This is a genomic window from Microbulbifer sp. CNSA002 (assembly GCF_047324085.1).
Classification (GTDB): domain Bacteria; phylum Pseudomonadota; class Gammaproteobacteria; order Pseudomonadales; family Cellvibrionaceae; genus Microbulbifer.
Genome location: NZ_CP172449.1, coordinates 84,676 through 110,461 on the forward strand (window position 1 = coordinate 84,676; position 25,786 = coordinate 110,461).

At 46.7% G+C, this 25,786-nt stretch carries 27 protein-coding genes; 21 read left to right on the plus strand and 6 right to left on the minus strand.

The window, feature by feature from the left end:
• Window positions 1–238: 238 nt before the first annotated feature.
• The 19 genes from ACG1BZ_RS00385 to ACG1BZ_RS00475 are packed head-to-tail and all read left to right on the plus strand — an operon-like array spanning window position 239 to window position 16,951.
• On the plus strand, window positions 239–964 hold the full coding sequence (locus ACG1BZ_RS00385) for a beta-ketoacyl synthase chain length factor (protein ID WP_413663938.1): 726 nt from the start codon (window positions 239–241) through the stop codon (window positions 962–964).
• Window positions 954–1,739 (plus strand): lysophospholipid acyltransferase family protein, encoded by a 786-nt coding sequence (locus ACG1BZ_RS00390; protein WP_413663939.1) that lies wholly within the window; start codon window positions 954–956, stop codon window positions 1,737–1,739. Before ACG1BZ_RS00385 ends, ACG1BZ_RS00390 begins: the two co-directional genes overlap by 11 nt.
• Entirely contained in the window at window positions 1,736–1,993 is a 258-nt protein-coding gene (locus ACG1BZ_RS00395) for a phosphopantetheine-binding protein (RefSeq protein WP_413663940.1), read from the plus strand. The genes ACG1BZ_RS00390 and ACG1BZ_RS00395 overlap by 4 nt, the downstream gene beginning before the upstream one ends.
• A gap of 11 nt (window positions 1,994–2,004) precedes the next feature.
• Window positions 2,005–2,259, plus strand: coding sequence for an acyl carrier protein (locus tag ACG1BZ_RS00400; RefSeq protein WP_413663941.1), 255 nt, complete (start codon window positions 2,005–2,007; stop codon window positions 2,257–2,259).
• A 20-nt stretch (window positions 2,260–2,279) separates the two neighbouring features.
• Window positions 2,280–2,807, plus strand: a complete 528-nt coding sequence (locus ACG1BZ_RS00405) for a hypothetical protein (RefSeq protein ID WP_413663942.1) — start codon at window positions 2,280–2,282, stop codon at window positions 2,805–2,807.
• Between the two features lie 9 nt (window positions 2,808–2,816).
• Window positions 2,817–4,523: an AMP-binding protein gene (locus ACG1BZ_RS00410; protein ID WP_413663943.1), complete on the plus strand. Its 1,707-nt coding sequence runs from the start codon at window positions 2,817–2,819 to the stop codon at window positions 4,521–4,523.
• Window positions 4,516–5,256, plus strand: coding sequence for a glycosyltransferase family 2 protein (locus tag ACG1BZ_RS00415; RefSeq protein WP_282930482.1), 741 nt, complete (start codon window positions 4,516–4,518; stop codon window positions 5,254–5,256). The genes ACG1BZ_RS00410 and ACG1BZ_RS00415 overlap by 8 nt, the downstream gene beginning before the upstream one ends.
• Window positions 5,253–6,176: a hypothetical protein gene (locus tag ACG1BZ_RS00420; protein ID WP_282930481.1), complete on the plus strand. Its 924-nt coding sequence runs from the start codon at window positions 5,253–5,255 to the stop codon at window positions 6,174–6,176. Before ACG1BZ_RS00415 ends, ACG1BZ_RS00420 begins: the two co-directional genes overlap by 4 nt.
• Entirely contained in the window at window positions 6,173–7,732 is a 1,560-nt protein-coding gene (locus ACG1BZ_RS00425) for an HAL/PAL/TAL family ammonia-lyase (protein WP_413663944.1), read from the plus strand. Before ACG1BZ_RS00420 ends, ACG1BZ_RS00425 begins: the two co-directional genes overlap by 4 nt.
• A complete protein-coding gene (locus ACG1BZ_RS00430) occupies window positions 7,722–8,156 on the plus strand; it encodes an acyl-CoA thioesterase (RefSeq protein WP_413663945.1) in 435 nt (144 codons plus the stop codon). The genes ACG1BZ_RS00425 and ACG1BZ_RS00430 overlap by 11 nt, the downstream gene beginning before the upstream one ends.
• Entirely contained in the window at window positions 8,156–8,773 is a 618-nt protein-coding gene (locus ACG1BZ_RS00435) for a LolA family protein (protein WP_413663946.1), read from the plus strand. The genes ACG1BZ_RS00430 and ACG1BZ_RS00435 overlap by 1 nt, the downstream gene beginning before the upstream one ends.
• 4 nt (window positions 8,774–8,777) lie before the next feature.
• Window positions 8,778–11,042, plus strand: a complete 2,265-nt coding sequence (locus tag ACG1BZ_RS00440; protein ID WP_413663947.1) for an MMPL family transporter — start codon at window positions 8,778–8,780, stop codon at window positions 11,040–11,042.
• 3 nt (window positions 11,043–11,045) lie between these two features.
• Complete coding sequence (locus ACG1BZ_RS00445) at window positions 11,046–12,275, plus strand: NAD(P)/FAD-dependent oxidoreductase (RefSeq protein WP_413663948.1); 1,230 nt, start codon at window positions 11,046–11,048, stop codon at window positions 12,273–12,275.
• Between the two features lie 35 nt (window positions 12,276–12,310).
• Entirely contained in the window at window positions 12,311–12,811 is a 501-nt protein-coding gene (locus tag ACG1BZ_RS00450; RefSeq protein ID WP_413663949.1) for a DUF3261 domain-containing protein, read from the plus strand.
• A gap of 2 nt (window positions 12,812–12,813) precedes the next feature.
• Complete coding sequence (locus ACG1BZ_RS00455; RefSeq protein ID WP_413663950.1) at window positions 12,814–13,974, plus strand: beta-ketoacyl-ACP synthase; 1,161 nt, start codon at window positions 12,814–12,816, stop codon at window positions 13,972–13,974.
• Between the two features lie 5 nt (window positions 13,975–13,979).
• Window positions 13,980–14,426, plus strand: coding sequence for a hypothetical protein (locus tag ACG1BZ_RS00460; RefSeq protein ID WP_413663951.1), 447 nt, complete (start codon window positions 13,980–13,982; stop codon window positions 14,424–14,426).
• Window positions 14,427–15,155, plus strand: a complete 729-nt coding sequence (gene fabG, locus ACG1BZ_RS00465; RefSeq protein ID WP_413663952.1) for a 3-oxoacyl-ACP reductase FabG — start codon at window positions 14,427–14,429, stop codon at window positions 15,153–15,155. It begins immediately after the preceding gene.
• Entirely contained in the window at window positions 15,155–16,381 is a 1,227-nt protein-coding gene (locus ACG1BZ_RS00470) for a beta-ketoacyl-ACP synthase (RefSeq protein ID WP_282930471.1), read from the plus strand. Before fabG ends, ACG1BZ_RS00470 begins: the two co-directional genes overlap by 1 nt.
• 36 nt (window positions 16,382–16,417) lie before the next feature.
• The gene (locus ACG1BZ_RS00475) at window positions 16,418–16,951 is read left to right on the plus strand and encodes an acyloxyacyl hydrolase (RefSeq protein ID WP_413663953.1); all 534 of its coding nucleotides are present in this window, start codon (window positions 16,418–16,420) and stop codon (window positions 16,949–16,951) included.
• Between the two features lie 58 nt (window positions 16,952–17,009).
• On the opposite strand, the gene ACG1BZ_RS00480 is transcribed toward ACG1BZ_RS00475, so the two are convergent.
• The 3 genes from ACG1BZ_RS00480 to ACG1BZ_RS00490 all read right to left on the minus strand — a co-directional run bounded on the left by ACG1BZ_RS00480 (window position 17,010) and on the right by ACG1BZ_RS00490 (window position 19,079).
• Window positions 17,010–17,408: a hypothetical protein gene (locus tag ACG1BZ_RS00480; RefSeq protein ID WP_413663954.1), complete on the minus strand. Its 399-nt coding sequence runs from the start codon at window positions 17,406–17,408 to the stop codon at window positions 17,010–17,012.
• 23 nt (window positions 17,409–17,431) lie between these two features.
• Window positions 17,432–17,923 (minus strand): hypothetical protein, encoded by a 492-nt coding sequence (locus ACG1BZ_RS00485; protein WP_413663955.1) that lies wholly within the window; start codon window positions 17,921–17,923, stop codon window positions 17,432–17,434.
• 274 nt (window positions 17,924–18,197) lie between these two features.
• Window positions 18,198–19,079, minus strand: a complete 882-nt coding sequence (locus ACG1BZ_RS00490; protein WP_413663956.1) for a LysR family transcriptional regulator — start codon at window positions 19,077–19,079, stop codon at window positions 18,198–18,200.
• A gap of 124 nt (window positions 19,080–19,203) precedes the next feature.
• Here ACG1BZ_RS00490 and ACG1BZ_RS00495 point away from each other — a divergent pair, with 124 nt between their 5' ends.
• On the plus strand, window positions 19,204–19,980 hold the full coding sequence (locus ACG1BZ_RS00495) for a ferredoxin--NADP reductase (RefSeq protein ID WP_413663957.1): 777 nt from the start codon (window positions 19,204–19,206) through the stop codon (window positions 19,978–19,980).
• 139 nt (window positions 19,981–20,119) lie between these two features.
• Window positions 20,120–20,683 (plus strand): lipocalin family protein, encoded by a 564-nt coding sequence (locus ACG1BZ_RS00500; protein WP_413663958.1) that lies wholly within the window; start codon window positions 20,120–20,122, stop codon window positions 20,681–20,683.
• Here ACG1BZ_RS00500 and ACG1BZ_RS00505 read toward each other — a convergent pair.
• From ACG1BZ_RS00505 to ACG1BZ_RS00515, 3 genes are read right to left on the minus strand one after another with little or no spacing between them, the layout of a single operon-like run.
• Window positions 20,672–22,363, minus strand: a complete 1,692-nt coding sequence (locus ACG1BZ_RS00505; protein WP_413663959.1) for a hypothetical protein — start codon at window positions 22,361–22,363, stop codon at window positions 20,672–20,674. The genes ACG1BZ_RS00500 and ACG1BZ_RS00505 overlap by 12 nt on opposite strands.
• The gene (locus ACG1BZ_RS00510) at window positions 22,360–24,588 is read right to left on the minus strand and encodes a hypothetical protein (protein WP_413663960.1); all 2,229 of its coding nucleotides are present in this window, start codon (window positions 24,586–24,588) and stop codon (window positions 22,360–22,362) included. Before ACG1BZ_RS00510 ends, ACG1BZ_RS00505 begins: the two co-directional genes overlap by 4 nt.
• Complete coding sequence (locus ACG1BZ_RS00515; protein ID WP_413663961.1) at window positions 24,581–25,786, minus strand: BatA domain-containing protein; 1,206 nt, start codon at window positions 25,784–25,786, stop codon at window positions 24,581–24,583. Before ACG1BZ_RS00515 ends, ACG1BZ_RS00510 begins: the two co-directional genes overlap by 8 nt.

Consider the following 25,786-nt stretch of genomic DNA (forward strand, 5'->3'; position numbering starts at 1 on the left):
CATGGTACGAGAGAATAAGTGGTCGGAAAAGCCCGTGTATTTCACTGTAATCTAAGGCTGCACTTCGACCTATAATTCAGCGCTTTTACTGGCGGCTATTGGTCATTTTGTGTACCATTCCCGCCCTGTCTCTGGTCGCGCAATACCTATTAGCCAATTAAAAATAATGGTGGGAAAGGCCAGCTTCAGCTTTTTGATTTTGGGGGATGGAGCTTTGCTCCAGAATTAATGTTTGGTTATGGAATTTGTTGTCAGTAAATGGCGAGCATGGTGCTCGGGAATATCAGATCAATCGGATTGGCAGGGTTGGCGTAGAGGAGAAAAGCAGCTTGGTGGAAGTAGCCAGGCGGATGTGTCTTTTCTTCCTGCAATGCAGCGCCGTCGTTTGAGTCCGCTAGCCAAAGCCGTTTTTAATACCGCTTTTCCGCTATTACAGCAGGAAGATATTCCTTTATTGCTTTGCTCAGTGCATGGCGAAGCAATGAGGACTTATTCATTGCTACAAGGCGTTGCAGCAAGTGAAGACCTATCGCCAACTGCATTTGGACTTTCTGTACACAACGCAATTGCAGGACAGTTCTCTATTGCCTGTAAAACCAGGTCTCCAGCACTTGCGTTAGCTGGGGGAGATTTTCCTATGCAGTCGGGTTTTATAGAGGCTGCTGGTCTACTCCAAGAGGGTGCTGAGGAATTGCTTTTAGTGTTCTGTGAAGAAACACTACCTGAGATGTACTATCCCAGCGCTGAGAGCTCAACATATATTTGCGCAACGGCTATGCGCTTGGCGAAACATAAATCTAGTGATACAGATATAAAACTATCGTTAACTGCCAGTGAATGTGCGGGAGCTGAGTCAGTATTTGCAGAGCCTGATTACCAGCTTCCGTTGATTAGATCTTTGATTGATCGCGAGGGGCGTATACCTGTTTCAGAGAGATGGGAGCTACAGATCAATGCCAGTTAACTTATTGCCGGCAAAGAAAAAAGACAAGTATTGGCTAAGGTTGGTCGCTACGGCGATAGCATTTAGCCTGTTCGGTATCGGTGGATTGATACTGCGGTTTGTTCTGTTCCCACCATTAAAGGTGATCTATCGGGACACAGAAGTTCGAAAATGCAAGGCTCGTTTGTGTATCCACAACGCTTTTCGATTGTTTATTGGCTTTATGCATATCACGGGTATCTACACTTATCAATTTCGTGATGAAAAAAAGTTAGCTAAACCAGGCCAATTGATATTGGCAAATCATCCATCGCTTATTGATGTAGTATTTCTAATATCCCGAATACCGAATGCCAACTGTATTGTAAAAGCCAGTTTATTTAGAAACCCGTTTATGCGCGGCGCGGTAATGACTGCAGGCTATATACCTAATGATGACCCGGAACAGATTATCGAACTGGCTTCGAAATCACTACAAAAAGGGGAATCAGTAGTTCTCTTTCCAGAGGGAACTCGCTCTGTACCAGGACAACCGTTTAGGTTTCAGCGTGGGGCAGCCTACATGGCGTTACGCTCCGGGGTGACCCCAACTCTGGTAACAATACGGTGTAATCCACCGATGCTGATGAAAAATATTCCTTGGTACAGTATTCCTCTGAGTCGACCACATTTTCAATTCGATGTGAATGAATCAGAAAGTTTTATTCAAGTAAAAGAAAAAGATGAAACACCACAAGTAGCCCGAGAGGTTACTCAAGAATTAAAAGCATTTTTTACCGAGGAGTGTGCTGCGTGAAAGAGTTAGTTGAAGAGCTTCAAGTTCTGATTATTGATGTATTAAATCTGGAAGATATTACTCCAGAAGAAATCGTAGCAGATGAACCCCTTTTTGGAGAGGGCCTGGGGCTGGATTCTATTGATGCACTAGAGTTAGGTCTTGCTTTGCAAAAAAAATACAACATATCAATAGATGCAGAAAGTGAAGATACAAAATCGCATTTTGCTAATGTGAATAGCCTGGCAAATTTTGTCAGCAGCAGCCGCGCATAGTAGAGGTATTTATGTTGAATAGCAGAGAAGAAATTTTGCCAAAATTGACCGAAATTCTGGTTGAGATGTTTGAGGTCGATGAGGCGGATGTAAAAGAAGAAGCCCACCTCTCTGATGATCTTGATATAGATAGTATTGATGCTGTGGACCTAATTGTTCGCTTGAAAGAAGTAACAGGAAAGAAAATTGCACCTGAAGAGTTCAAAAGTGTAAGAACTGTTGGAGATGTAGTTGGTGCAATTGAAAAGGTAATGGCAGAGAAGTGAGTCGATTCGCGCAGCTAATATTGGTCATTATTCTGACACTGTACCCTGTGGCAATTTACTTTGGCATAGAATACTTGTCTTTAAGTAGTATTCTGTTACTGCTGTTGATGGTTTCGGTTTTAAGGGTATTGTTTGGCGGCGCGAATAAGGCGATTGGCACCAAGTTAATGGCCGTGGCCTTGGCTTTTGTTGTTGGGGTTTCCTGGTTAAGGGGCGACTCAAACGGACTTCTTTGGTATCCAGTACTTTGTAACTTGATTCTATTTTCACTATTTTTATACAGTTTGAGTCAACCGCAAACATTAGTAGAACGGCTTGCTCGCCTTACGACTCCAGATTTACCACCTGAAGGTATTCTATATACACGAAAGGTTACCAAGGCATGGTGTCTATTCTTTTTAATTAATGGAAGCCTCGCACTGGCAACTGTTTTAAACGGCAATATGAAAGTCTGGACTCTTTACAATGGCCTTGTTTCATATGTGCTAATGGGAATTATGATGGGTGGTGAATGGCTACTGCGTCGTCGCGTCCAAAATAAGGTGTGAGTTAAGGCCGTGGACAAAGTACAGTTTGAACAGGTGTTTGGCTACTCGAATGACCAGGCAGTAGTTAGCTATTCAAGGCGTGGGGAAATTTCATTCGCACAATTTAAACGTGAATTGGCATTTGTTGAGCGAAAGCTAAAAAAATCCCTAAACGAAGCTGGGATCAAAAGAGCTGCCATTTTCTGTGAAGATAGTTACGAGTTTAGTTTGCTCTTTTTTGCAGCTATGTCTTGTTGTGAAGTCGTTGTTATTCCGGCAAATAACAAGCGATTTACTCAGCAAAAACTGGATGAGAAAACCCTATTACTGGGCAGCTGGAAAGATAGCTCGGCATTTAGTATAAATATTCCGGATCAATATAGCGAAGAGCTATCTGTTCCCAGTTATTTTGATGCTGGTATTCAATTATTCACATCAGGAACCAGTGGTGAACCACAAACCGTTGATAAAACCTTATCTCAATTGCTTAATGAGGTTAAGGCCCATAATCTGAAGTGGTCATCCCGGGTGGTTAATACAACTACTTTGGCAACAGTAAGCCACCAGCATATATATGGCTTACTGTTTAAATTACTGTGGCCGCTAGCCAGCGGGCGTCAATTTGTTAGTAAGACTTATGTGGATATTGTGGGATTACTCCAAGACGCCCAGAAATGGGGGCCTGCCGTGTGGGTTGCAAGCCCTGCACAATTAAGCCGCCGTATTTCTTCCTGGCCATGGGAGTTAGGAAAGTCCTTAGTGGATATCTTTTCTTCTGGGGGGCCTTTACTGGAAGTAGATGCAAAGGCGATTGATCAGTTGTGTGGAATCCAGCCCATAGAGGTCTATGGAAGCACTGAAACCGGGGGGATTGCCTGGCGTAATCAATTGCGTCAGAAAAGTTGGAGTCCACTAAAAGGAGTGAACATTGCAAAAAATAGCGATGGGTTACTTAAAGTCTCTTCTCCGTGGTTACCCAAGGAGTTTATTTGTCAGGACAAAGTACAAATAAGTACAGACGGTATGTTCGAACTTAAGGGGCGAGCTGATCGCATTATTAAGATTGAAGAGAAAAGAATTTCTCTTACACAGGTTGAGTCCCTACTAGTTGGTAGCTCATATATTGTAAAAGCCAATGCACTTGTCCTGGAGCGTAAAAGAAAAGTAGTTGCCGCTGTTGCCACACTTACGGAATCCGGGAAAGAACTATTGCAAAAGAAAGGAAAGGCTTCTCTTGTTCGTAAACTTAGAGAAACCCTGGCCATGGATCTTGATGGCGTGGCTGTGCCACGTTCTTGGCGTTTTGTTGATGAAATTCCCACTAACTTACAGGGAAAAATAACGAGAGACCTGCTAATGCAACTTTTTGATGAAATTCCGGCAGCAATGGTGCCACAGATTATTAGCAGCGAAATATTAGATAATACTCGTCAAGTTAATTTTACGGTTAATGACGATTTGCCTTGCTTGGATGGTCATTTTGAAGGCTCACCGGTAGTGCCGGGAGTGGTACAGCTGGATTGGGCTATGCATTTTGGCCGCCCACTTGTAAAAGCCGGCAGTACGTTTACCCAAATGGAAGTGATTAAATTTAAGCAGTTAATGATGCCCGGTGATGCTGTCACTTTATCTTTGGAGTTCAGCCAGGAAAAGAACAAATTAAATTATTCTTTTCGAAACACTCAAGATGGCAATATAGAATATAGCAGTGGTAGGTTGTGCTTCAGCCATGTCTAACTTTTGTTTTGTAATACCCGTTTATAATCATGAGGGGGCGATCGCACAGACGTTGGCATCTCTGGATGGCTTTAACCTGCCTTACATTCTGGTAGATGATGGCTGTGATAAACCCTGTAGAATTGAACTACAACGCTTAGAGCAGAGCTATGGTCCCCGGGTTCACTTGGTTGTTCGCCAGGCTAATGGTGGAAAAGGTGCTGCGGTAAAAAGTGGTCTGCGAGCTGCGAAAGAGCTTGGATATAGTCATGGAATTCAAGTCGATGCCGATGGTCAACACAGCCCCGCTGACATACCTCAATTCCTAGAGAAAAGCAGAAAGTGCCCTGATTCACTGATTTGTGGCTATCCGCAATACGATAAATCAGTACCTAAAGTTCGTTTGTGGGGACGCTATCTAACTCATGTATGGATCTGGATTAATACTCTTTCTCTGGAGATTAAGGATTCCATGTGTGGGCTGCGTTGTTATCCCTTATCTCGAACTGTAGATTTGTTAGATAACGAGTATACCGGTGATCGAATGGATTTTGATCCAGAGATCTTGGTACGGTGGTATTGGAGCAAAGGCGGTCTTTGCCAGGTACCTGTTAATGTGAGCTACCCAATAGATGGCGTTTCCCATTTCCGGGGATTTGAGGATAACTTCCTTATATCGGCAATGCACACCCGTCTATTTTTTGGCATGTTGGCCAGAACTCTGCGTATTTCGACAGTAGGGCGAAAAGCGTGAGTAATTTACACTGGTCAAAATACCGGGAACAAGGCTTTTTCCTGGGCATCAAGTTCTTATTCTGGTTGCATCACTGGTTGGGTCCGATCGCCTTTAAAGTTGCGGTATACCCGGTAGTTTTATGCTATTACCTAAAAAATCAGAGTGGCCGCAATTCGATCCGTGAGTACTTGGAATTATTCACCAAACGCTACCCATCTAGCGGTATAGAACCGAATTGGAAAACCGGATTTAGAATTTTTCTTAATTTTGCTAACAGCGCTAGAGAAAAGCTTGAAGCCTGGTTTGTGGGTATCCCGGATAGTCAGGTAAATTTCCCAAAAAGAGCGGGTCTTCACCAGTTGGCGGCTAGTGGCCAGGGTGGATTAATAATTGGCTCCCATCTCGGGAACCTGGAGGTTTGCAGAGCGCTTGGCAGCCTGACAAAGGTACGGGTAAATGTGCTAGTGCATACAAAGCATGCGGTGAAATTTAATCGCATGATGAAAATGCTCAATCCCCTGAGTCAAGTACGGCTTATCCAGGTGACAGAAGTAACTCCCGCTCTAGCGATGCGACTCTCCGAGGCTGTTGAAGCCGGGGAGCTGGTTGTTATTGTCGGTGATAGAACACCTATTAACTCTATGGGGCGCACCTGCGAGGCAGAATTCCTAGGGCGAAAAGCGCCTTTTCCCCAGGGGCCATATATTCTTGCTGCGCTGCTCAAATGCCCGGTGTACACGCTTTTCTGTCTGCGCAGTACTTCCGGATACGATATTTATATGGAAAAACTCTGCGATCGCGTTGTGATGAAACGCGGTGACAGAGAGGGGCATATTCGCTCTCTTGTCGAGGAGTTTGCACGACGGTTGGAACGCTATTGTCATATAGCACCTTTGCAATGGTATAACTTTTACCCGTTCTGGGATCAGCAAAAATGAATTCAGCAGTACTACAACGAACCCAAATAGTCTTTGATGGCACAGATCTATCTATTGATCAGGTAAACACCATTGCAGCTGGCCGTGGCGATATCTCTCTATCTGATGAAGAGGGCTTTGTCGCAAGGATAAATCGCGGTGCCGAGTTCCTGGATAGCCTTTGGCAGAAGGAAGGTGTGATCTACGGAGTAACCACTGGATATGGTGATTCCTGTACCGAAAGTATTCCAGCAGACCTGGTGGAAGAGTTACCTCATCGGTTATTTACCTTCCATGGTTGTGGAATGGGGGAAGTCTTTACTCTTGAGCAGAGTAGAGCGATTGTTGCTGCCCGGATTGCCAGCCTTGCAAAGGGCAGTTCAGGGGTCCGATATCGGCTGTTGCAGCAATTGGTTTTGTTACTTCAGAAAGACATTATTCCGGTAATTCCCCAAGAGGGTTCTGTGGGAGCCAGTGGCGACTTGACCCCACTGTCTTATGTTGCTGCGGTTTTGTGCGGGGAGCGCAAAGTTTGGTACCGAGGCCACCAGAGAGATACTGCTGAGGTATTCGATGAATTACAGATTGAGCCATTGAAGCTATACCCAAAAGAGGGTTTGGCGATAATGAATGGCACCGCCGCAATGACTGGCTTGGCGTGCTTAGCCTACAAACGGGCAGAGTATCTAGCACAGCTGAGTGCTCGTATTACCGCCATGATGAGCGTTGCGTTGGATGGCAATGCCTATCATTTCGATAGCGCGCTTTTTGCAGTGAAGCCTCACCCCGGTCAAAACCAAATTGCAAAGTGGATTCATGACGATCTCAATGTTGGTGCCGCTCCAAGACAAAATAGCCGATTGCAGGATCGCTATTCACTTCGGTGCGCTCCCCATGTAGTGGGTGTATTACAGGACTCTCTGCCCTGGCTCCAGCAGTTTATTCATAACGAACTAAACAGTGCCAATGATAACCCGATCATTGATGGTGAAAACGAGAGGGTGCTTCATGGTGGGCACTTCTATGGTGGGCATATAGCCTTCGCCATGGATAGCCTGAAGAATGCGGTAGCAAACCTCTCTGACTTACTGGATCGACAAATAGCCCAACTGGTAGACGTTAAGTTCAATAATGGACTCCCGGCAAACCTATCAGGTGTAACCGGGCCTCGAAGATCGATTAACCATGGCTTTAAGGCTGTTCAAATTGGTGCGAGTGCCTGGACTGCTGAAGCACTAAAGCAGACCATGCCCGCAAGCGTTTTTTCCAGATCAACGGAGTGTCATAACCAGGATAAGGTCAGTATGGGCACCATTGCTGCCAGGGACTGTATCAGGGTATTACAGTTAACGGAGCAAACAACCGCAGCGGCACTGATGGTTGCTTGGCAGGGCATTCAACTTCGAGTTCGTAGTGGGGGAGTGGATTTGGAAAAATTATCTACCGCTCTTAATACCACAATCAGGCAGATAGGAGATGAATTTCCTTTTCTCGAGGAAGATAGAGAGCTTGAACAGCCATTGAGAAAATTTGTTTCGTTAATTCAGCAAAGACATTGGCGCTTATATGAAAACTAATAAACCTATGCGCCCTGAAAAATGGACGGCGCAAGTTGAACTACAAATTCCTTTCCACGATGTGGATATGATGGAGATAGCGTGGCATGGGCATTATGCAAAGTACTTTGAAATAGCCCGATGCGCATTGTTTGATCAGTTGGAATATAACTACCAACAGATGAAGGAATCAGGTTTTGCCTGGCCGGTCATAGATTTGCGCGTACGATATGCCAAGCCTTTGCGATTTCAGCAGTGGATTGTTATTCGTGCTGAGGTGTCTGAATATGAAAATCGATTTAAGATAAATTATACGATAACAGATAGAGATACCGGTGTACGCTTAACAAAAGGACATACCGTACAGGTAGCTGTCGAAATAAGCAGTGCCGAAATGCTGTTTGCATCGCCTCCAATTTTGCTGGAAAAATTGGGGGTAAATTAGTGATGACTGCCAAGCGCTTGGTTTTATTTTTTATTTGTTTTCTATTTTCCACAGTAACTTCTGCTTTGACTTCGGAGCAGCAGGCAGTTTTGCGGGAGATAGAGAAAAATATTGTGTCATCTCCACAGATGCTTGGCACTTTTTCCCAGACAAAGAGGCTGCCCCAGTTGCCCAGGCCTCTGGTTTCTTCAGGTGTCCTAGCTATTTCTGAAGAGTTAGGATTAAGCTGGCGAATAGAGAATCCAATAGAATCCCATCGAATATTTAAGCTAGATGATGCTGATTCTGGGAATCGGGTCAATAGCAATATTGTAGGAAATCATGTAGCTGATCCTCTATTAAAGATTATCAGTGGTGATTTTAGTGAGCTAGATCAGACTTTTACGGTGGGACCAGAGATCGCAGAAGAGCAATGGCGAATTAACTTAATTCCCAAGCAAGAAGCTTTTAGAAAGGTTATTGAATCGATAGAAGTCGTGGGAGATAAAAAGATTCGGAAAATAGTACTAGCTGAAGCCAACATGGCAATTACTGAAATAGATATTATGAATTTACATTCAGTTGAAGCTAATAACAGTCAACTACTGAGTGAATTCTCAGAAGATAACCAGAAATAATCTCATGTCACGTCGAGTTGTTATTTGGCTTTCCTTTGTTAGTGTAATTATTGGGATAACTGTATTACGCTATCAATCGAGCTGGCTACAAACAGATATTTTGTTATTAGCTGATAATAACTCCGACTCGGTAAGTAGTGCTGGCATCCAGAAAAAAGTCAGTCAGCAATTACAGGGAAGTTTAATTTGGGTTTTAGTTTCTGAAGGAAAAGAATCACATCGTCTGGCCAGGCATACCCAAGAGTTGGCGCAGAAACTAAAGGCCGCAAAATCTTTAGAGTCTGTTGAATATCGTTGGGCCGACTCTGAAAGCTATAAAGAGGAGTGGGAGCTGCTCTTCCCTCTGCGCCAACAGCTACTCAGCCCTGAAGATAGGGCGTTATTAGACGCTACGCCAGAGGAACTTATACAGCGTCAATTGAGTAAATTATACGGGCCTGACGGCGCTGGAATTGATTTGGAGAAAGATACTTTCTCAACTTTTCGCAATTACTTTACCGCTGATATTGGAGTTACTCCACAAGTCTTTGATGGAATTCCGGTACATACAGAAGGACATAAAGTTTTTACCCTGCTTTATACGCTGGCCGCACCAGTTGATTTGACTGGAGAGAGCGATATATCACTTCTTTCTTTACAGTCAGAATTAAAGCAATGGGCTCAAAAAAATGGTTATTCGCTGCTGGTAGCTGGAGCCCCCCTGCATACAGAGTATGCTGCTGCTATGGCGCAGGATGAAATACGCCTGATTGGCTCCCTTTCGATCCTTGCTATTTGCTGTCTATGTATTGTTGTCTTTCGCTCATTAAAACCTCTACTAGCCTGTACATTCGCAATTCTATGCGGCGTAGCCAGTGGTATATCTGGTGTTATTATTATTTTGGGCCAAATTCATATACTGGCTTTTGTATTTGGTACAACGGTTTCTGGATTGGCGATTGACTACGCATTTCACTTTATTTGTAATAGATTGAGGCTGGGCAAGCCAAAAGATAAGGATATATTACCTGGGCTATTGCTGGGCTTGATATCAAGCTGCTTGGCATTTTTCTCTCTTGCATTAACACCTTTTCCGCTTTTACAACAAATAGGGGTTTTTGTCGGCTGTGGTTTAATAGGGGCTTGGTTGACTGTAATCCTGCTATTCCCACGCTGGATTAATATTAAGCATAGGCCTTTATCGTTTTCCAGTCAGTTTCCTAAACTCAATATTAGGTACTACCTGTTTCCATTGGTTGGGCTGTTGATGTTTGGATCTGCGGCACTTCAGAAAATTCAATTTAATGATGACCTAAAACTGTTTTACCAGCCTCCAGAATTTCTTACACAAGATGAAATAGAGCTAAATTCTCTGATTAAATCCCGGCCAGACTCCCGTTATTTTTTGGTTTTTGGTGAAGATGAACAACAAGTATTAACACGAGAATGGGAACTTAGAAATCAACTAGGCCATTTAGTAGAAAAGGAAATTATTAGTGGTTTTCAGGGGGTAACTAACCGGATACCTCCAAAAGAGGTTCAAGAAGCTGACTGGAAGTTATTGTCGAAGTTTTACAGTGGGGATGCTGTCAGGTCTTTTTATCAGCAATTGGGTTATTCTGAACAAGATATTAACCAGCAGTTAAGTTCTAAAATACAGCCATTCAATACCTTTAATTTCTCTGAATGGTTGCCAGTTGCAGGTCGGCAATATAAAGGACTATGGTTGGGTTGTGAAAATAATCACTGTTATTCTGTGGTACGTATTTATGGCTTAAAAGAAGATTTGTCATCTTTAGAGTTACTGCCTGGAGTAACCTATGTTGATACTACCAGAAGTATCTCTAATGTTATGTCACAACAGCGTGATCTGTTGCTGCAATTACTGCCATTAATATTCTTTGTTGTATTTCTGGTAACTGTAACTAAAACAGGAATAAAGCAAGCCTTAAGTATAGTTGCACTTCCATCCAGCGCAGTACTAGGCACCCTGGCGATAGTGATTTTACAGGGATCAGCAATTAATTTATTTCATGTTGCGGCTTTATTACTTGTCTTTGGTATTGGTATAGATTACGCAATATTTAGCCATACAAGCAGAAAGGCAGAGCAGCATTATACCCTGCTGGCGATAGCTATGGCTGGGTTAACAACTTTTTTAGGGTTTGGTTTGTTAGCATTGTCTGGCACACCGGCGATAGCAAATTTTGGGTTAGTCCTGGCTGTGGGCACAGTATTAACTTTGTTGTTGGCATTTTTATTTTTTTGTACACGGGGTAAGGGATATTAGCCAATGAAAGAAATTAAGTCTGACGTTGTTATTATTGGTGCCGGTCCTGCCGGAGCTATCGCAGGTGCGTTATTGGCTAAAAAAGGTTGGCAAGTTTCGATAGTTGAGCGGGAAGAATTTCCTCGCTTTTCTATTGGTGAAAGCCTACTGGCTCAATGTATCGAGTATCTTGAAAAAGCAGATATGTTAGAAGCTGTGAAATCAGCGGGCTTTCAATATAAAAATGGTGCTGCTTTTGAGTGGGATGGTGCTCGTACATCATTTGATTTCCGGGAGAAGTTCTCCCCTGGGCATGGCACCACCTTCCAGGTACAGCGAGCTAAGTTTGATAAAATCCTGGCTGATGAAGCCGAGCGCCAGGGAGTTAAGGTCTATTATCGCCATTCTGTAGTGTCAGTCGATATTGCTGAGAATAACGCAAAGTTAATCGCCGAGAATGATGGAGAAAACCTGGCTTTCCAGGCGCGCTTTGTATTGGATGCCAGTGGCTTTGGCAGAGTTTTACCGCGATTACTTGATCTCGATCGTCCGTCAGAGTTTCCTGTTCGAGAATCTGTATTTACACATGTTGAAGACAATATTGATGATAGCCATTTTGACCGGGATAAAATCTTAATCACTGTGCATCCCAGTGAGCGGGATATTTGGTACTGGTTGATTCCCTTTGCAGATGGAAGAGCTTCTATTGGGGTTGTAGGTGAGAAAGAAAAGATTTCGGCCTGGGGGCAGGATCCGGAACAGATATTGAAAGGGGCTATTGCCTCCGCCCCCGAGTTGGCAAAAACTCTGCGCAATGCAAAATTCGATACGGAAATACAACGTATTCGCGGATATTCCAGTGATGTGACTAAACTGGCCGGCCCTGGTTTTGCGCTTTTGGGGAATGCCGGAGAGTTTCTAGACCCGGTATTTTCATCCGGTGTTACCATCGCAATGAAATCCTCAGAGTTAGCAGTTGAGTGCCTGCATCGCCAGCTCTCAGGGGATGTGGTTGATTGGGATGAAGAGTTTGTTGAACCCCTGAAGCATGGTGTGGAAGTTTTTAAAACCTATGTCAAAGCTTGGTATGACGGTCGTTTCCAGGATGTAATTTTTTATCAAACCGACCAAAAAGAAATAAAAGGCATGATTTGCTCAATCTTGGCTGGTTATGCATGGGATAAAAAAAATCCGTTTGTTGCCGCTGCTGAGCGTCGATTGAATACACTGGTAGAAATATGTTCCGCCAAGTAATACTGTTTTTGAGCTTTCTTACTCTGGTGGGATGTATGTCCACAGGGGGGAGGAAAGAAGAGCTGCAAAGTTGGCCTTTGGCCCCGCTATTGAGCGAGGGACCGCGCCAGCTCAATCAACATTTACGCATTGTCTATCAAGGCGATGAGTATGAATTGATGGCGGCTACTTTCCACACTATGGAGAGTTTAAAGATATCTCTTCTCAGCCCTGAAGGGATAAGCCTGCTGGATGTTACATACGATGGTAATCAGGTCAGCACCCATTACCATATGAGTAGAGTAGAGAGAGTGCCACCAGAGAAATTGCTGGCAGATATCCAGTTTGTATACTGGCCAATAGCCCAGCTTCGTGAAGTATTGCCCGTAGGCTGGAATTTGGACGAGGCTATTGTCGAGGGAATTTACACGCGAAAACTCTCACGCAGTGGTGAAGTGAATTCAGTGGCTCGCTATAGCAGTAAAGATATTTGGAAGGCCCAAATTGAGCTGGAGCACAAACTACTGGGTTATAGGTTAAGCATTAGGAATTTCTAAGTATGAAAAATTTCTATCTTAATCATATGGGGATCATCTGCACCCTGGGAAATACTGCTGAGGCAGTAGCTAATTCCTTGTTCGGTGATGAGAGTTCTCATATGCAGGTCGATGAAACCTATTTGCCACAATACAGAGGGAATCTGGGTATTGTGCAGGGGAAGCTGCCTGATTTACCGAGTTCGTTGCAAGATTACCACTGCCGCAATAACCAGCTGGCTATGGCTGTGCTGACTCAAATTGAAAGTGCAGTCGCTGAACTAATAGAAAAACATGGTGCGGGCCGAATTGGCGTTGTGATGGGAACCTCAACCTCGGGAATAGACTCAGGTGAGGCCTACTTAAGTGGTGAGAAAGAGACCGGATATAATTATCGGCTTCAACAGCAAATGGCTGGTTTGAGTACCTTTGTTGCGAAGTACCTGGGAATCCAAGGCGTTCAGCTTACCGTCTCCACAGCTTGCTCGTCCAGTGCCAATGCTTTTGCCAGTGCCCGGCGCCTTATCTCAACCGGTACTTGTGATGCCGTTGTTGTTGGCGGTGTGGACTCCCTCTGTGGCATGACAGTCCGGGGGTTTCATAGCCTGGGGGCACTTAGTGCCGGCCAGACCAATCCTTTCAGCGTTAATCGGGATGGTATTAACCTCGGGGAAGCTGGAGCAATGTTTGTGCTGAGCAAAGAGCCTGGTCCTGTGATGCTATCCGGTGTTGCTGCCACTTCTGATGCCCACCATATGTCGGCCCCAGACCCAGAAGGACGTGGTGCGGAAGCCTGTATGCGCGGGGCTCTGGAGAATGCTGGCTTGGATACCGCCGACATTGATTATCTGAATCTTCATGGTACGGGAACGCCACATAACGACTCTATGGAGGCTCTAGCCGTTGAAAGAGTGTTTGGAAGCCAACTACCGTGTTCTTCCACAAAACCTCTCACCGGGCACACACTCGGTGCTGCAGGCGCTCTTGAAGCGGCTTTTTGTTGGCTTGCCTTACAATATGATCAACTTCCCCGCCATCAGTATGATGGCCAATATGACCCGGAGATCGTGCGACTGAACCTGTATCAAGGCCACGAGGCTCCTGGAAAATTGCGCTATGTAATGAGTAACTCTTTTGCCTTTGGTGGGAGTAATTGCTCGGTAATCTTGGGCAGTCAGAGGTAAAATAGATGCACAAATATACTGCTGAAGAACTGGTTCCACACAGTGGAAATATGTCACTCCTCGATGAAGTGATCTCTGTAGGCGAGGAGCAGCTACAGGCAAAGTTGCGAGTTCGTGATGATGGAATATTTTCCCGCAACGGTCGTGTTCCCGCTTACGTGGGTATTGAATATATGGCCCAATCCATCGCAGCTTTCTCCGGATATCATGCAAAAGAACAGGGTAAGGACGTTCGCCTGGGTTTTTTACTGGGTACTCGCAAGTTCCTATCAAATATCGAGAGTTATCGCTGCGGTGAAGAATTAACAATTGATGTCCAGCGCATTCTCCAGGCTGAAAATGGCATGGCGACATTTGAGTGTGTGATAACCGGCTCATCTATCGAACAGAGCGCGCGGCTTAATGTTTATCAGCCGGATAATGTAGAACAGTATTTGAAGGAAAGAAACTAAATGTCAGAGTGGGTTTTAGTTACCGGTTCCAGTCGTGGTATTGGCCGGGCGATTGCACTTCAGTTAGCTGAAGATGGCTACGATATTGTTTTACATTGCCGCAGCCGCCGTAATCAAGCAGAGGAAACAGCAGAAGAGATTGCTAAGTTAGGGCGAAAAAGCAGAATTTTGCAGTTTGATATTGCCGACCGGGAGCAAGCACGGGATGTCTTATTGGAAGATGTCGAGAGTAATGGCTGTTACTACGGCATTGTGTGCAATGCTGGTGTTACTGCCGACAATGCTTTCCCTGCGATGCCTGCTGAAGATTGGGATTCTGTTGTACACACCAATCTGGATGGTTTCTACAATGTTTTACACCCCTTAACCATGCCAATGGTCAGGCGCCGTGCGCCCGGCCGTATTGTCGTGATGACTTCTGTATCCGGCATTGCTGGAAATCGCGGCCAGGTAAATTACTCCGCATCCAAAGCGGGTTTGATCGGTGCGAGTAAGGCATTGGCGTTGGAGTTAGCCAAGCGAAAGATTACCGTGAATTGTGTTGCTCCGGGCCTCATTGACACCGATATGTTGGATGAAGACTTGCCCGTTGAAGAAATTTTAAAAATGGTGCCTGCCCGCAGAATGGGTAAACCAGAAGAAGTGGCGGCAACTGTAGCGTTCCTGATGCACGAACGTGCTGCTTACATCACCCGTCAAGTTATCTCAGTAAATGGTGGTCTCTGCTAATGAAGCGCGTGGTTGTTACAGGAATGGCCGGAATATCCCCTATCGGCCAGGGTTGGGACTCGGTTAGTCAGGCTTTACAGAGCGGTCTTTCAGGCATTTCCTACATGGAAGACTGGGATAAGTATGAGGGGCTTGAAACCCGACTGGGCGCGCCGGTAAAGGATTTCGAAAAACCGGCTCACTACAACCGTAAACGTGTGCGTAGCATGGGGCGCGTTTCATTAATGGCGGTTCGCGCCAGTGAGATTGCGCTTGAGGATGCGGGATTGTTGGATGACCCCATTCTCAAAAGTGGTGCTGTCGGAGTCTCCTATGGCTCGTCAGCAGGCACTCCGTCAGCAGTGGCTGATTTCGGCAATATGTTGATAAATCACCGCACCGATGGCCTTAATGCGACCAGTTATATAAAAATGATGTCCCATACGGCGGCGGTCAATATCGGGGTATTTTTCGGCTTGTGTGGACGGGTTTATACCACAAGCTCCGCTTGTACCTCTGGAAGCCAGGGGATTGGGTATGCCTATGAGGCAATTCGCAATGGTAGCCAAACCATTATGGTGGCCGGTGGTGCAGAGGAGCTGTGTGCAACCGAGGCTGCGGTCTTTGACACCTTATATGCGACTTCAACAAAGAACGATACCCCTGAATTGTCTCCACGTCCCTTCGATCGCAACCGGGATGGATTAGTTATCGGCGAGGGCGCCGGTACACTTATCTTGGAAGAATATGAACACGCGATTGCCCGTGGAGCCAGGGTTTATGCCGAGGTCGCAGGGTTTGGAACCAACTCTGATGGCAGCCACGTCACCCAACCTCAATCGGCAACTATGCAGGTGGCATTGCAGCAGGCAATAGCACAGGCTGGGGTAGAGACTAGCGAAATAGGTTATGTCAGTGCGCATGGCACAGCTACAGATCGAGGTGATATTGCAGAAAGCCACGCAACTCGTAATGCATTTGGGCGTGCAGTACCCATAAGCTCACTTAAGAGCTATACCGGTCATACGCTGGGTGCCTGTGGCGCATTGGAGGCTTGGGCAAGCATTCAGATGATGCGTAACGGTTGGTTCCATCCCACGATTAATTTGGCAGAGGTTGATTCTGACTGTGCGGAATTGGATTATATCCAAGGTAGTGGAAAGCACATCGATACTGAGTATGTGATGAGTAATAATTTTGCCTTTGGCGGAATCAATACGTCTTTAATATTTAAAAGACGTATTTAATTTTCCTCTCAGAGAGCTTTAATCTAGGGATAGCATATGAAGTGGGTACTGGCTGTAGTTTCGACAATTCTTTTGGCTCAGCCAGTTACTGCTGATGAACTCTTAGTGAGTTTTGGCGGTGGCCCGCAGCCTGATTCAAGTCAGAATAATAAAACCTTCGGGATAGATTACTCCTTTAAAACTTTTGAAAAGAGTTACCGTCAGCATATTGATATAGGTGTTAGCTATACAGAGCTAACTACTGATGCCGATGAAAATAAACGTATAAGAGCGTTTTCCATCTATCCTCAATTAAATCTATATCCCAGGCAAAGAAGTTGGGGGCAACCTTATTTCTTTGTTAGAGCGTTGGGTCCTAGCTATATTTCCAGCAACCAATTGGGAAACCGTCGTCAGGATAATAACTTTTCTTTTCAGGCACAGGTTGGATATGCTGCGCGAATTAACTGGAGAGGAAAAGAAGATCTGGTGCTAATGGTTTCCTGGAAACACTTCTCCAATGCCAACCTGTTCAGTGATAACGATGGAATAGATATTCCGTTTGTTATTAATTTGGGCATGAAAATCTAATTTCTAGTTAAGATAGCTCCCCAATAGTCACAGCTACTGGGGATAGATATAAAAGCTATTAAATGGATAGTTCTTTTATTATCGCGTCATTCAAATTTCTAACCCAGCGATTGTAGTTTCTGTGAATGGTGTAATATTTTTCACTATAGTCAAGCATATCGCTATCTTTATAGGTGATACTATAACTATTAAGGTTATATATAATATCTGCTTCAGCATGATGCTTGCGAACGTTAATGGTGGCTAATATTTTCCCAGGAGCAACTTGTTGGCAAGTCCAGTTTCTCTCGATGCACCCTGCAATAATTGATTTTTTAATTGAATCTTGAGTTTGAGCTGACCCGTCAAGACGATCGGGAATTAATCTACTTTCAATATTCATAATCGGATTGCTTGTACAGCCAGATACTATTAATGCAAAGGCTGCAATAGATATGGACTTAATAATATAATTCATGAAGTTTCCTTATTTGGGTGAAGCTAAATTTTATGGTTTCTAGAGATCCACTTGGCTACGTCATTACCAAGGGTGTGAACACAACGTTCGAGAACACTGCAGGAGCTTTTGAATTTATAAAATAAACCTCCACTTGAATTTCTGGTGGTCTTGAGAGTATCTATCAAGTCGCCGTTTTTGTAGAGTTCAGCCTCAATTGAGACTGATTTTTGATGGCTACCTGAAATATATCTTCCGCTATATGCATTGAGAATTGTTAATTTAAGACTGTATCCCTCTGATTGAATATCCAACTCTGGGTCTAGTGAACTGGCAAATCCATGCTTACCAAGAAATTTCTTGGTTGAGCTTGAAAATTGATAACCAAGGTTATTACACTCTTTAACTATATTGGATGCAATTAATTCTTCGTCGTGATATTCGGCTTTTTCATTGATGGAAATCAGGCCATTTCCGTAAGCGGATAGTGAGAGGCTGAAAACAGCACAAAACAATAAGATTCCTTTAATCTTCATATAATCTCTTTGTAAGTAAGGAGGAAACCACTTAAATAATCATAGATAAAACTATAAGTTGGGGAGGTCGTCTTAGGTTGCGTAATTTACCAAAATAAGTAGATAGGTAGTAGATCCTGGATTGATGGTAGAGGTGGATAAGTATTCATCATACGCAAAACGCAGGGTTAGCCCATACGGCTTAAAGACTGAAATGATGTAACTTTACTGATTTTAAGCAAACTAGATAACTCTATGATTTAAATACAAATTTTCTCAAATAATTACTCTTTTTTTATCCTGCTGAGTCACATAATTCCATCCATCGCTTAATTCCGGCGCTTCTGTATTTTTGTCGATGCAGGACAAAATAGAACTCTCGATGAAAGTCTCTATGTGGTACGGGTAGCTCAATAAGCGAGCCGCGCTTTAAAGCATCAGTTAATGAAACACGGGAAAGGCAGCTGATTCCCAGCCCCGCTTCTACGGCTCGCTTGATCGCTTCTGTATGTTGCAATTCCAATAGGATATGTAGTTGTGGCAATAGCCCTGCCATGGCTCTCTCAAAAGTCTGTCGCGTTCCAGAGCCCGATTCCCGGGTGATCCAGGTCGCACCGATCAGGTCTTTATCGGCGAGGCGCTTGCGGCCTGCCAAAGGGTGGTTTGGTGCACAGAAAACAACCAGCTCATCATGGCGCCAGGGGATGATTTCCAGATCCGGGTGATTGATCTCTCCTTCAATTAATCCCAGATCCAATTCAAAATTGAGCACCCTCTCGGCAATCGCTGCGGTATTGGCAACTTCCAGTTGTACTTGAGTACCGGGCTGCTCTTCCATATAACGAGCCATCACGCTGGCAGTCAGGTAGTTACCAATGGTCAGGGTGGCTCCGATCTTCAGGCTTCCCAGTTCCCGGTGAGTGGCCAGTGTCTGCTCAAGTTCCTGGGCTCGCTCCAGGAGTTCTTCCGCCCTTGGCCACAATTGCCGTCCCAGTTCATTGAGACGCAATCGCTTACCGGTGCGCTCGAACAGGCGCAACTCAAACTGCTGTTCAAACTCTTTCAGCGCTGTGGAGGCTGCGGACTGGGACATACTCAGGCTCTCCGCAGCACGACTGACATTTTCGTGATGGGCACAGGCAAGGAACACCTCTAACTGGCGGAGCGTGTAGCGCAAAGGGATATCTCCAGTTGATCGTTAAAATAGATAAGGAATATCGAAATATCCCACTTTGCCAATAGATCTTCTAGGGCTAAAATTCAACTATCAAGAGACTCGTGGAATAACCGGTTTTAAGTTTATGTCCAAATTGAATATAGAGAAGGTGTTGGAAGTCCATCACTGGAACGACACACTGTTTAGCTTCAAGACCACCCGGGATTCGGGTTTTCGCTTTGAGAACGGACATTTCACGATGATCGGTTTGCAGCAGGACAATGGCCGTCCACTGCTGCGCGCCTACTCTATTGCTAGTGCCAACTACGAAGACGAGTTGGAGTTCTTCAGTATCAAGGTTCCCGATGGCCCCCTGACCTCCCGCCTGCAGAAGATTAAGCCGGGCGATGAGATCTACGTGAGCCAAAAACCCACCGGTACTCTGGTGGCGGACCACCTGCTGCCGGGCAAACGCCTGTGGTTGCTGTCCACGGGTACTGGCTTGGCACCTTTCATGAGCATCATCAAAGATCCCACGGTCTACGAGCGTTTTGACCAGGTAATCCTTACTCACGGTGTTCGCTATGTTTCTGAGCTGGCTTACCAGGAGCAGATCGAGAACGAATTGCCGGAACACGAGTACTTTGGCGAGATGGTACGCGAGCAACTGCTTTACTACCCAACCGTCACCCGTGAGCCCTATCGGAATACTGGCCGCCTGACTGATCTCATGCTGTCCGGAAAGCTTTTCACCGATCTGGGTGTGCCCAAGCCGAGTGTTGAGGAAGATCGCTTTATGCTGTGCGGCAGCCCGGCAATGCTGAAGGATCTCACCAATATCCTCGATGACTGGGGATTCAAGGAGACCCGCGCAGGTGTACCTCACGAGTATGTGATTGAGCGCGCTTTCGTCGAAAAATAAGTTGGTCAGTCCAGCGATAAAAAAACCACCCTCGCGGTGGTTTTTTTATGGGTGAAATACAGATTCCCGAAACTATCCTGATCTTGTGAAACCCCTGCCTTCTATTCTGACTTGAGGGGAGCTTGCTGGGAGTGGCTAGATGAAGCTGTTTTCACTGGGTGTATTACTGCTTTCCTTGTTCTGGCTGGGTGCCTGTACACGGGTGCCGGAGGGGGTTGAGCCTGTCCAAAACTTCCAGCTACAGCGATATTTAGGTCACTGGTATGAGATTGCTCGATTGGATCACTCATTCGAGCGCGGCCTGACCCAGGTAACTGCCGACTACAGTCTCAACCATGATGGTTCTGTCGCGGTGATCAATACCGGCTATTCAAAAGCGCGTGATGCCTGGCAAATGGCGGAGGGGAGGGCCGAGTTTGTCGGCCCGAAAAATGTGGGCCATTTGAAAGTCTCTTTTCTTGGCCCCTTCTACTCATCCTATATCGTGATTGCCCTATCGGATGACTACCAATACGCGATGGTATCTGGCTACGATAAATCCTATCTGTGGATATTGTCCCGCACCCCAACCATGCCCAAGGATGTGTTGGAGCAGTTTTTACAGAAGGCCAAAGCTTTGGGGTATCCCGCCGACCAGATGATATTTCCCAAGCAAGAGGCTAAGCCGGGAAATAAACCTACGGCGAAGCCCTCAGGGTCGTGATCTATTCAAAAGCCTGCGTTCCCGCCACCAGCTTATACACACTAGTAACAGCAATATAAGGGCCGGCCATTGGCGCCCCAACAAAACCCTGTTTGCGTGATTATTTGCTTCTGGCCCTAAACGTGCGGCAGCCATTAGTTGGGTTTCCCTGGCATTCAGGGACTGCTGCCATAGAGGCCAGTCCTCTTTGGCAAAGATATAGAAGTCTAGTACCGACTCCCCTTCCAATTCAGTCCAAAGCTGGTGCCAACCTGAATTTTGGGGCCAGAAGCTGTAGCACTGACCCTGGGAACTTCTGCTTGCGGCGATTCCTTTGGTAGAGCGGGAGCTATCTTGAAACTCTGATAAGAATGGACTCTGATCAGAAAAAAGTGGGCTGCATAGGGTGATGCGTTCTTGTGTACGCGGTAACTCATTGGAGAGGATTACTGGCTGCTGACTACCCAAATGCTTGAGTTGGTAATCAATAATGGACTTCCACAGGCTGGCGAATTCAGTAGTAAAGCCACTGGTTAGCCAGCGATGGCTGTCACTAAATAGGATAAACCCCAGGTGTTGTGTCTCAGTCGAACGCCCCCAGAAAAGTGGGGGCTCTCCATTGCCCAGTAAAAAGTCGTAGGAGCCGGACTGTGTGACTTTGAAGCCAAGATTACGCAGTGGGGGAATCTCCGGATTGTCCGCTTTTTGGTAGCCAAAGCCGGAATGTAAGTGGGTGGCTTCTTCCTTTTGTAGAGGCATGGATTGGGCAGCAGCGTATTGGAGAAACTCTTCAGAGCTGTCGTCACTGACTAACCATAACAGTGACTTTGTAGTGGCCAGTTCGTTGAGCTGACGCTTTTGCAGAGCAGAAAATTGTGGCCACAAACTGCTGTCGAGTATCACTAAATCGAAGGGACTTTCATTCGTGAATAAATCCGCAGACTCGGTAAGTGGAAGGCCGTTGAGAGTTTCTTTTCTACTAATTTCAGGTGCCAACTGGGTCATCACTTGTGCTGTTACACCGGATTGGCGCAGCCAGCGAGAGAGGGCGGCCGTCTCAAAAGAGGGGCGTGCCAGCCACAGTAACAATTTGGGTTGGAGCGGTTCACGCACCAGGATGGGTAAAGGATCTGTATGGGTTTCGCCGGCTTCGCTTTCCGTCCGTACTCGGTATAGCTGGGGGCCTGCGAGTTTTGGAGTGGCAGTGAGTTGTGCCTGAATTGCTTCTCCCACTTTCAGCTCAAGACTGTCTTCAATATGGCCGTAGGGATTGAGCAAACTAATTCGTAGGTTTTCAGTTAGTGGCTGGTTGTTGTGAACCTTTAACTTTAAAGAATCACCCAGGGTAATTCGCCGCTGCCAGTCGAATTCCCAGCGGCTATCAGATTCCTGGATCTTCGATAACTCCAGGCGCACTGGTGCCAGGTCCCGCAGTTTGTCGCGGCCGAGTGACTCCCCATTGAGGGAGATATTTTCCACACCATTGAGATTTATTGGGTTTGAGCTCGCCAGCTGTTTGCTGTCGATAGAGATATTGCGCTCGGCGGGAATGATTGCCGGCTGCTGCCAGAGCATCCAGGCACTCAGCCAAATCGCCAGTTGCAGGCCATAGTCGAACGGCTTGGCGCCACGGCGGCGTAACAGTACGAGTGATGCTAAACAGGCCAACAGGCACAAGCCAGGTATCAAGAAATCAATCACAATGATTTCTCCCCTTGCTGGTGCAGCCAACGGCTGAAATGGCCGTCTGCCTCAGTTTGCAAAGGCAGTGAAGGCGCAGATTCCGGTGCTGGCAGTAGCTGATAGAGCAGCTGATTCAGGGAGTTCGTGCAATCAATACAATTCGGTTGCTGGTGGCGCTGCTGGTATAAACGCAGCTGTTTGGACAGCTCCAGGCCAAGATCTAATGATTGCTCTGTGGCTAGCTCATTTATCTGCACCAGCAGATCGGTATCGAGTTCGGCGCCAGAGTCTACCTGGGCCATTAGGGCGAGCACCTGTGCTCTTTGTTTTTGTTCAAAGGCACTGTCGACAGTTTTTGGCGCTATGTCTTCCCGTTCACCGCTAAGCCGGCGGCTTTCGTCTATGGGGGGCGCCTCGAACCCGACTCTTTGTAAGTAAATACGCGAAGCCTGCTGTACTTCCTTGATAAACCGCAGAGCCCGGTGCTGGTGGGGCAGGGAGGCTTGGGGCTCTATAACCGACAGGTCGCGCCAGGAACTCCACATGGCATTCAGCGCGTTGCGCAGTAGCTCCTTGGTTTGGGGGTCGAACAGGGTGGCATGCTCTGAGCTGTCATGCCGGTGTCCGGCAGAGGCAGCTATGCGCTCTGCCTGTTGGAAATGGGAGTCTCGCTGTGAAAAGGGAGTGGCATTTTCTTCGCCATGTGCCTGGTGCTCACCTTGTTCTGTATGATCGTGGCTATGGCCGTGTTCGGACTCCTCTTTATCATCGTGCTCCTCGCTCTCTGCGCTAGAATACTCCACTTCCGAATCCTCTTCGCCGAGAAAGCGGCCGTAGCGCATGCGCAGCAAATTCTGTTCATAGGCTAAACCCTCGGAGCGTTTGCGAAACGCCTGCGGATGCAGCTGCTCTCGCTCGGCTAGCAGGGCCTCGGTGTCAATAATCAGCTGGCGTTGGCTGCGGAAGTACTCCGGTAATATCTTAATCGCCATCCCCTCGCTGTCACTCAGCCCGAAAATCTCTTCTTGCGGCCAGCGCAAGATAAAGTGTTGGCTCTTGGCAATGTTGGCGCTGGGCTCGCGGTTATCCCTGGCCTCCAGATACCAGTAGAGTTCATCTCCCGCTTCCATGGAAAACTGGTGGATGGGCAGGAGGAAATCGTAGCGAGCTGCTTTCTTATCTTCCGAGAGGCTTGTTGATAAAGCAGTGGATTGCAAACTGGTGAGAGGAATACGCTCTTCGCGAAAGCGTAAATTTTCCCCGGTGCCGCTGGCGAGGGTGACCAATAAATCTGCAGAACTCACCTGGTAATCATCACTAATTATTACTTTCACGGGAATACCTTGGGTGCTCCCTTGAATGGTATCGACGCGCAGGCTGGGTGCCTCAAAGGTAAACTCCGGGGCACTGTCTTTATGCACCCGAATATTATGGATTTCCGGCAAAAGTATTTGGTTCTCCCCGAATTGCACTGAAAGCTGGTAAAAGTCTGCCTTAGCGATAGTGCGTTGTAATTGCCATTTTTTACTGGGTAGATTACCTAGCGGAGAAAAGATGAAGCGCTCAGCTTCGGCCAGCATTTCCAGCCCTTGCACCGGCTGATTCAATTCAAGTTGCCACTCGACCGCAGACTGCTCCGGCACATCGACTTGTAGGGATTGGCTGTCGGCTGCGAGCCCAGTGTAGGCGGGCGGCTGGATATGGGTTGCCGCCCGCGTTATGGCGAGTTTTTCGGCAACGGGAATAGCTGTATTTTGTTGCGTGGTCTCAGCTTTATCCCAGGTGAAGTGAGAATCGCTCAGTACAAATAACAATAGTCCCAGGCAGGCACCGAAGGCATTTGTCAGGGTACTGCGGAGTTTTTTTGGACCGAAAGGCGACCGGTCGCCACTTTCCAGCAGTTTTTGCAGCTCTGTTTCGATACGCGTGCGCTGTAATTGCTGCAATGGATTTAGGTTGGTTTTCTGTTGGCTAAGCAACTGGCTGCTGTCTTGCAGCTGTGGATATTGTCCATCCAACTGTCGACATAGGCTCTCGGGGCTTGGGCGCCAGCTGCGATCCAATAGAATTGCTACAACAATAATTCCAAGCCAGGCGAGCAATAGCCACTGTGGCCAGCCGAATACAAAAATACCCAAGCCTGCCAGAAGGCTGAGGCCAGTGGCAAGCCAGAGATAGGGCCGCAGGGCTGTCAGTTGCCAGCGCCTGCGCACAGCGTTAAGGGTGGACTCACGCTTATCCATGGTCGGCCTCCCCGTTACTATCGGTTGCCATGATGACTGCGGGTCGCGATAGGACAATTAGGCGTTCAAAAGCCAGAAGTAACAGTAGGGCGGCTATTAACCAGGGTTGCAGTTGTTCAATACGGCGGTTTTCTACCTCGCTGTCTTCTACAGGAAGGCCTGCCACTACTTTATTGGCAGACCAGTGGCCACGATTTTGGTGTTGCAGAGCCCAGTCTTGCCCAGACCAGTGCAGCCATAAGCGTTCAGGTAAATCTGCGCGGCGATAAAAGGCCTCACTGTACCAGTCACTTTCGTAGCGCAGCCAACTTCCCCGTCCCATTGAGGCCGCTTGAGCTGACTGGCTGTTATCCACAGCAACGAAGTTGAGATTATCGGTAGGGGGGATACTGTTGTCGGTGATTAACAGGCCGCCATCTGAAACAAATTCCAGCACAGCTTGTGGCAGGGGCGCGGGGCCCGTGTAGATCAACCAATCTGCCTGCTCGGCATTGGGAGTCTCTTCTTGTTCCTGAATATGCACCGATAGTCCCGGCATATTGCCTTGCCAGTCTTCTAGCACCGGCGCCCACCAGCTGGGCGCTTTGCCCATTAAAGCGATACTCGGTAATGCCTGGCTCGGAGCTGTGGATGCTTTGTTGAGGCCGTGCCACTGCCAATGGGGACTGACTCTTAGTGCCTGGTGGGATGCTGGAACCCCGTTGTTTATCAACAGGATATGAGCCCTGCGCAAATCCGCCCGGCGTGATAGTGCTGATAGAGTTTTCCACAGGTCCACATTTTGTGGTGGGGGTGAGGTTACGGAAGACGTTTCTGGGGATAACCACAGCACTTTATTACCTTCCCCGACAAGCTGCGGCAGTGAATTGTGGATAAATGTATTCGCTTCGTCCGCCCCAATTCTGGGGTCTACCAGTATCACGCCCTCTTGGGGATAAATTTCCCGTTTAATCAGCGGCTGAGCCAATAAACTTGCCAGCATGGCGACGATTAGCAGGCGCAATAGCAGCAACCACTTGTTATCCACAATAGGGCGGCGCGCGCGACTCTGTGAATATCTTTGTACCCATTGCAGCGCAGCAAAGGAGACCTGTTGTGGATTACTTCGGCGCAGCAAATGAATGGCGATAGGGATAATCAGGGCTGTGAATAGCCATAGCCACTGTGGGGATTGAAATAAGTTATTTATCCACAACAT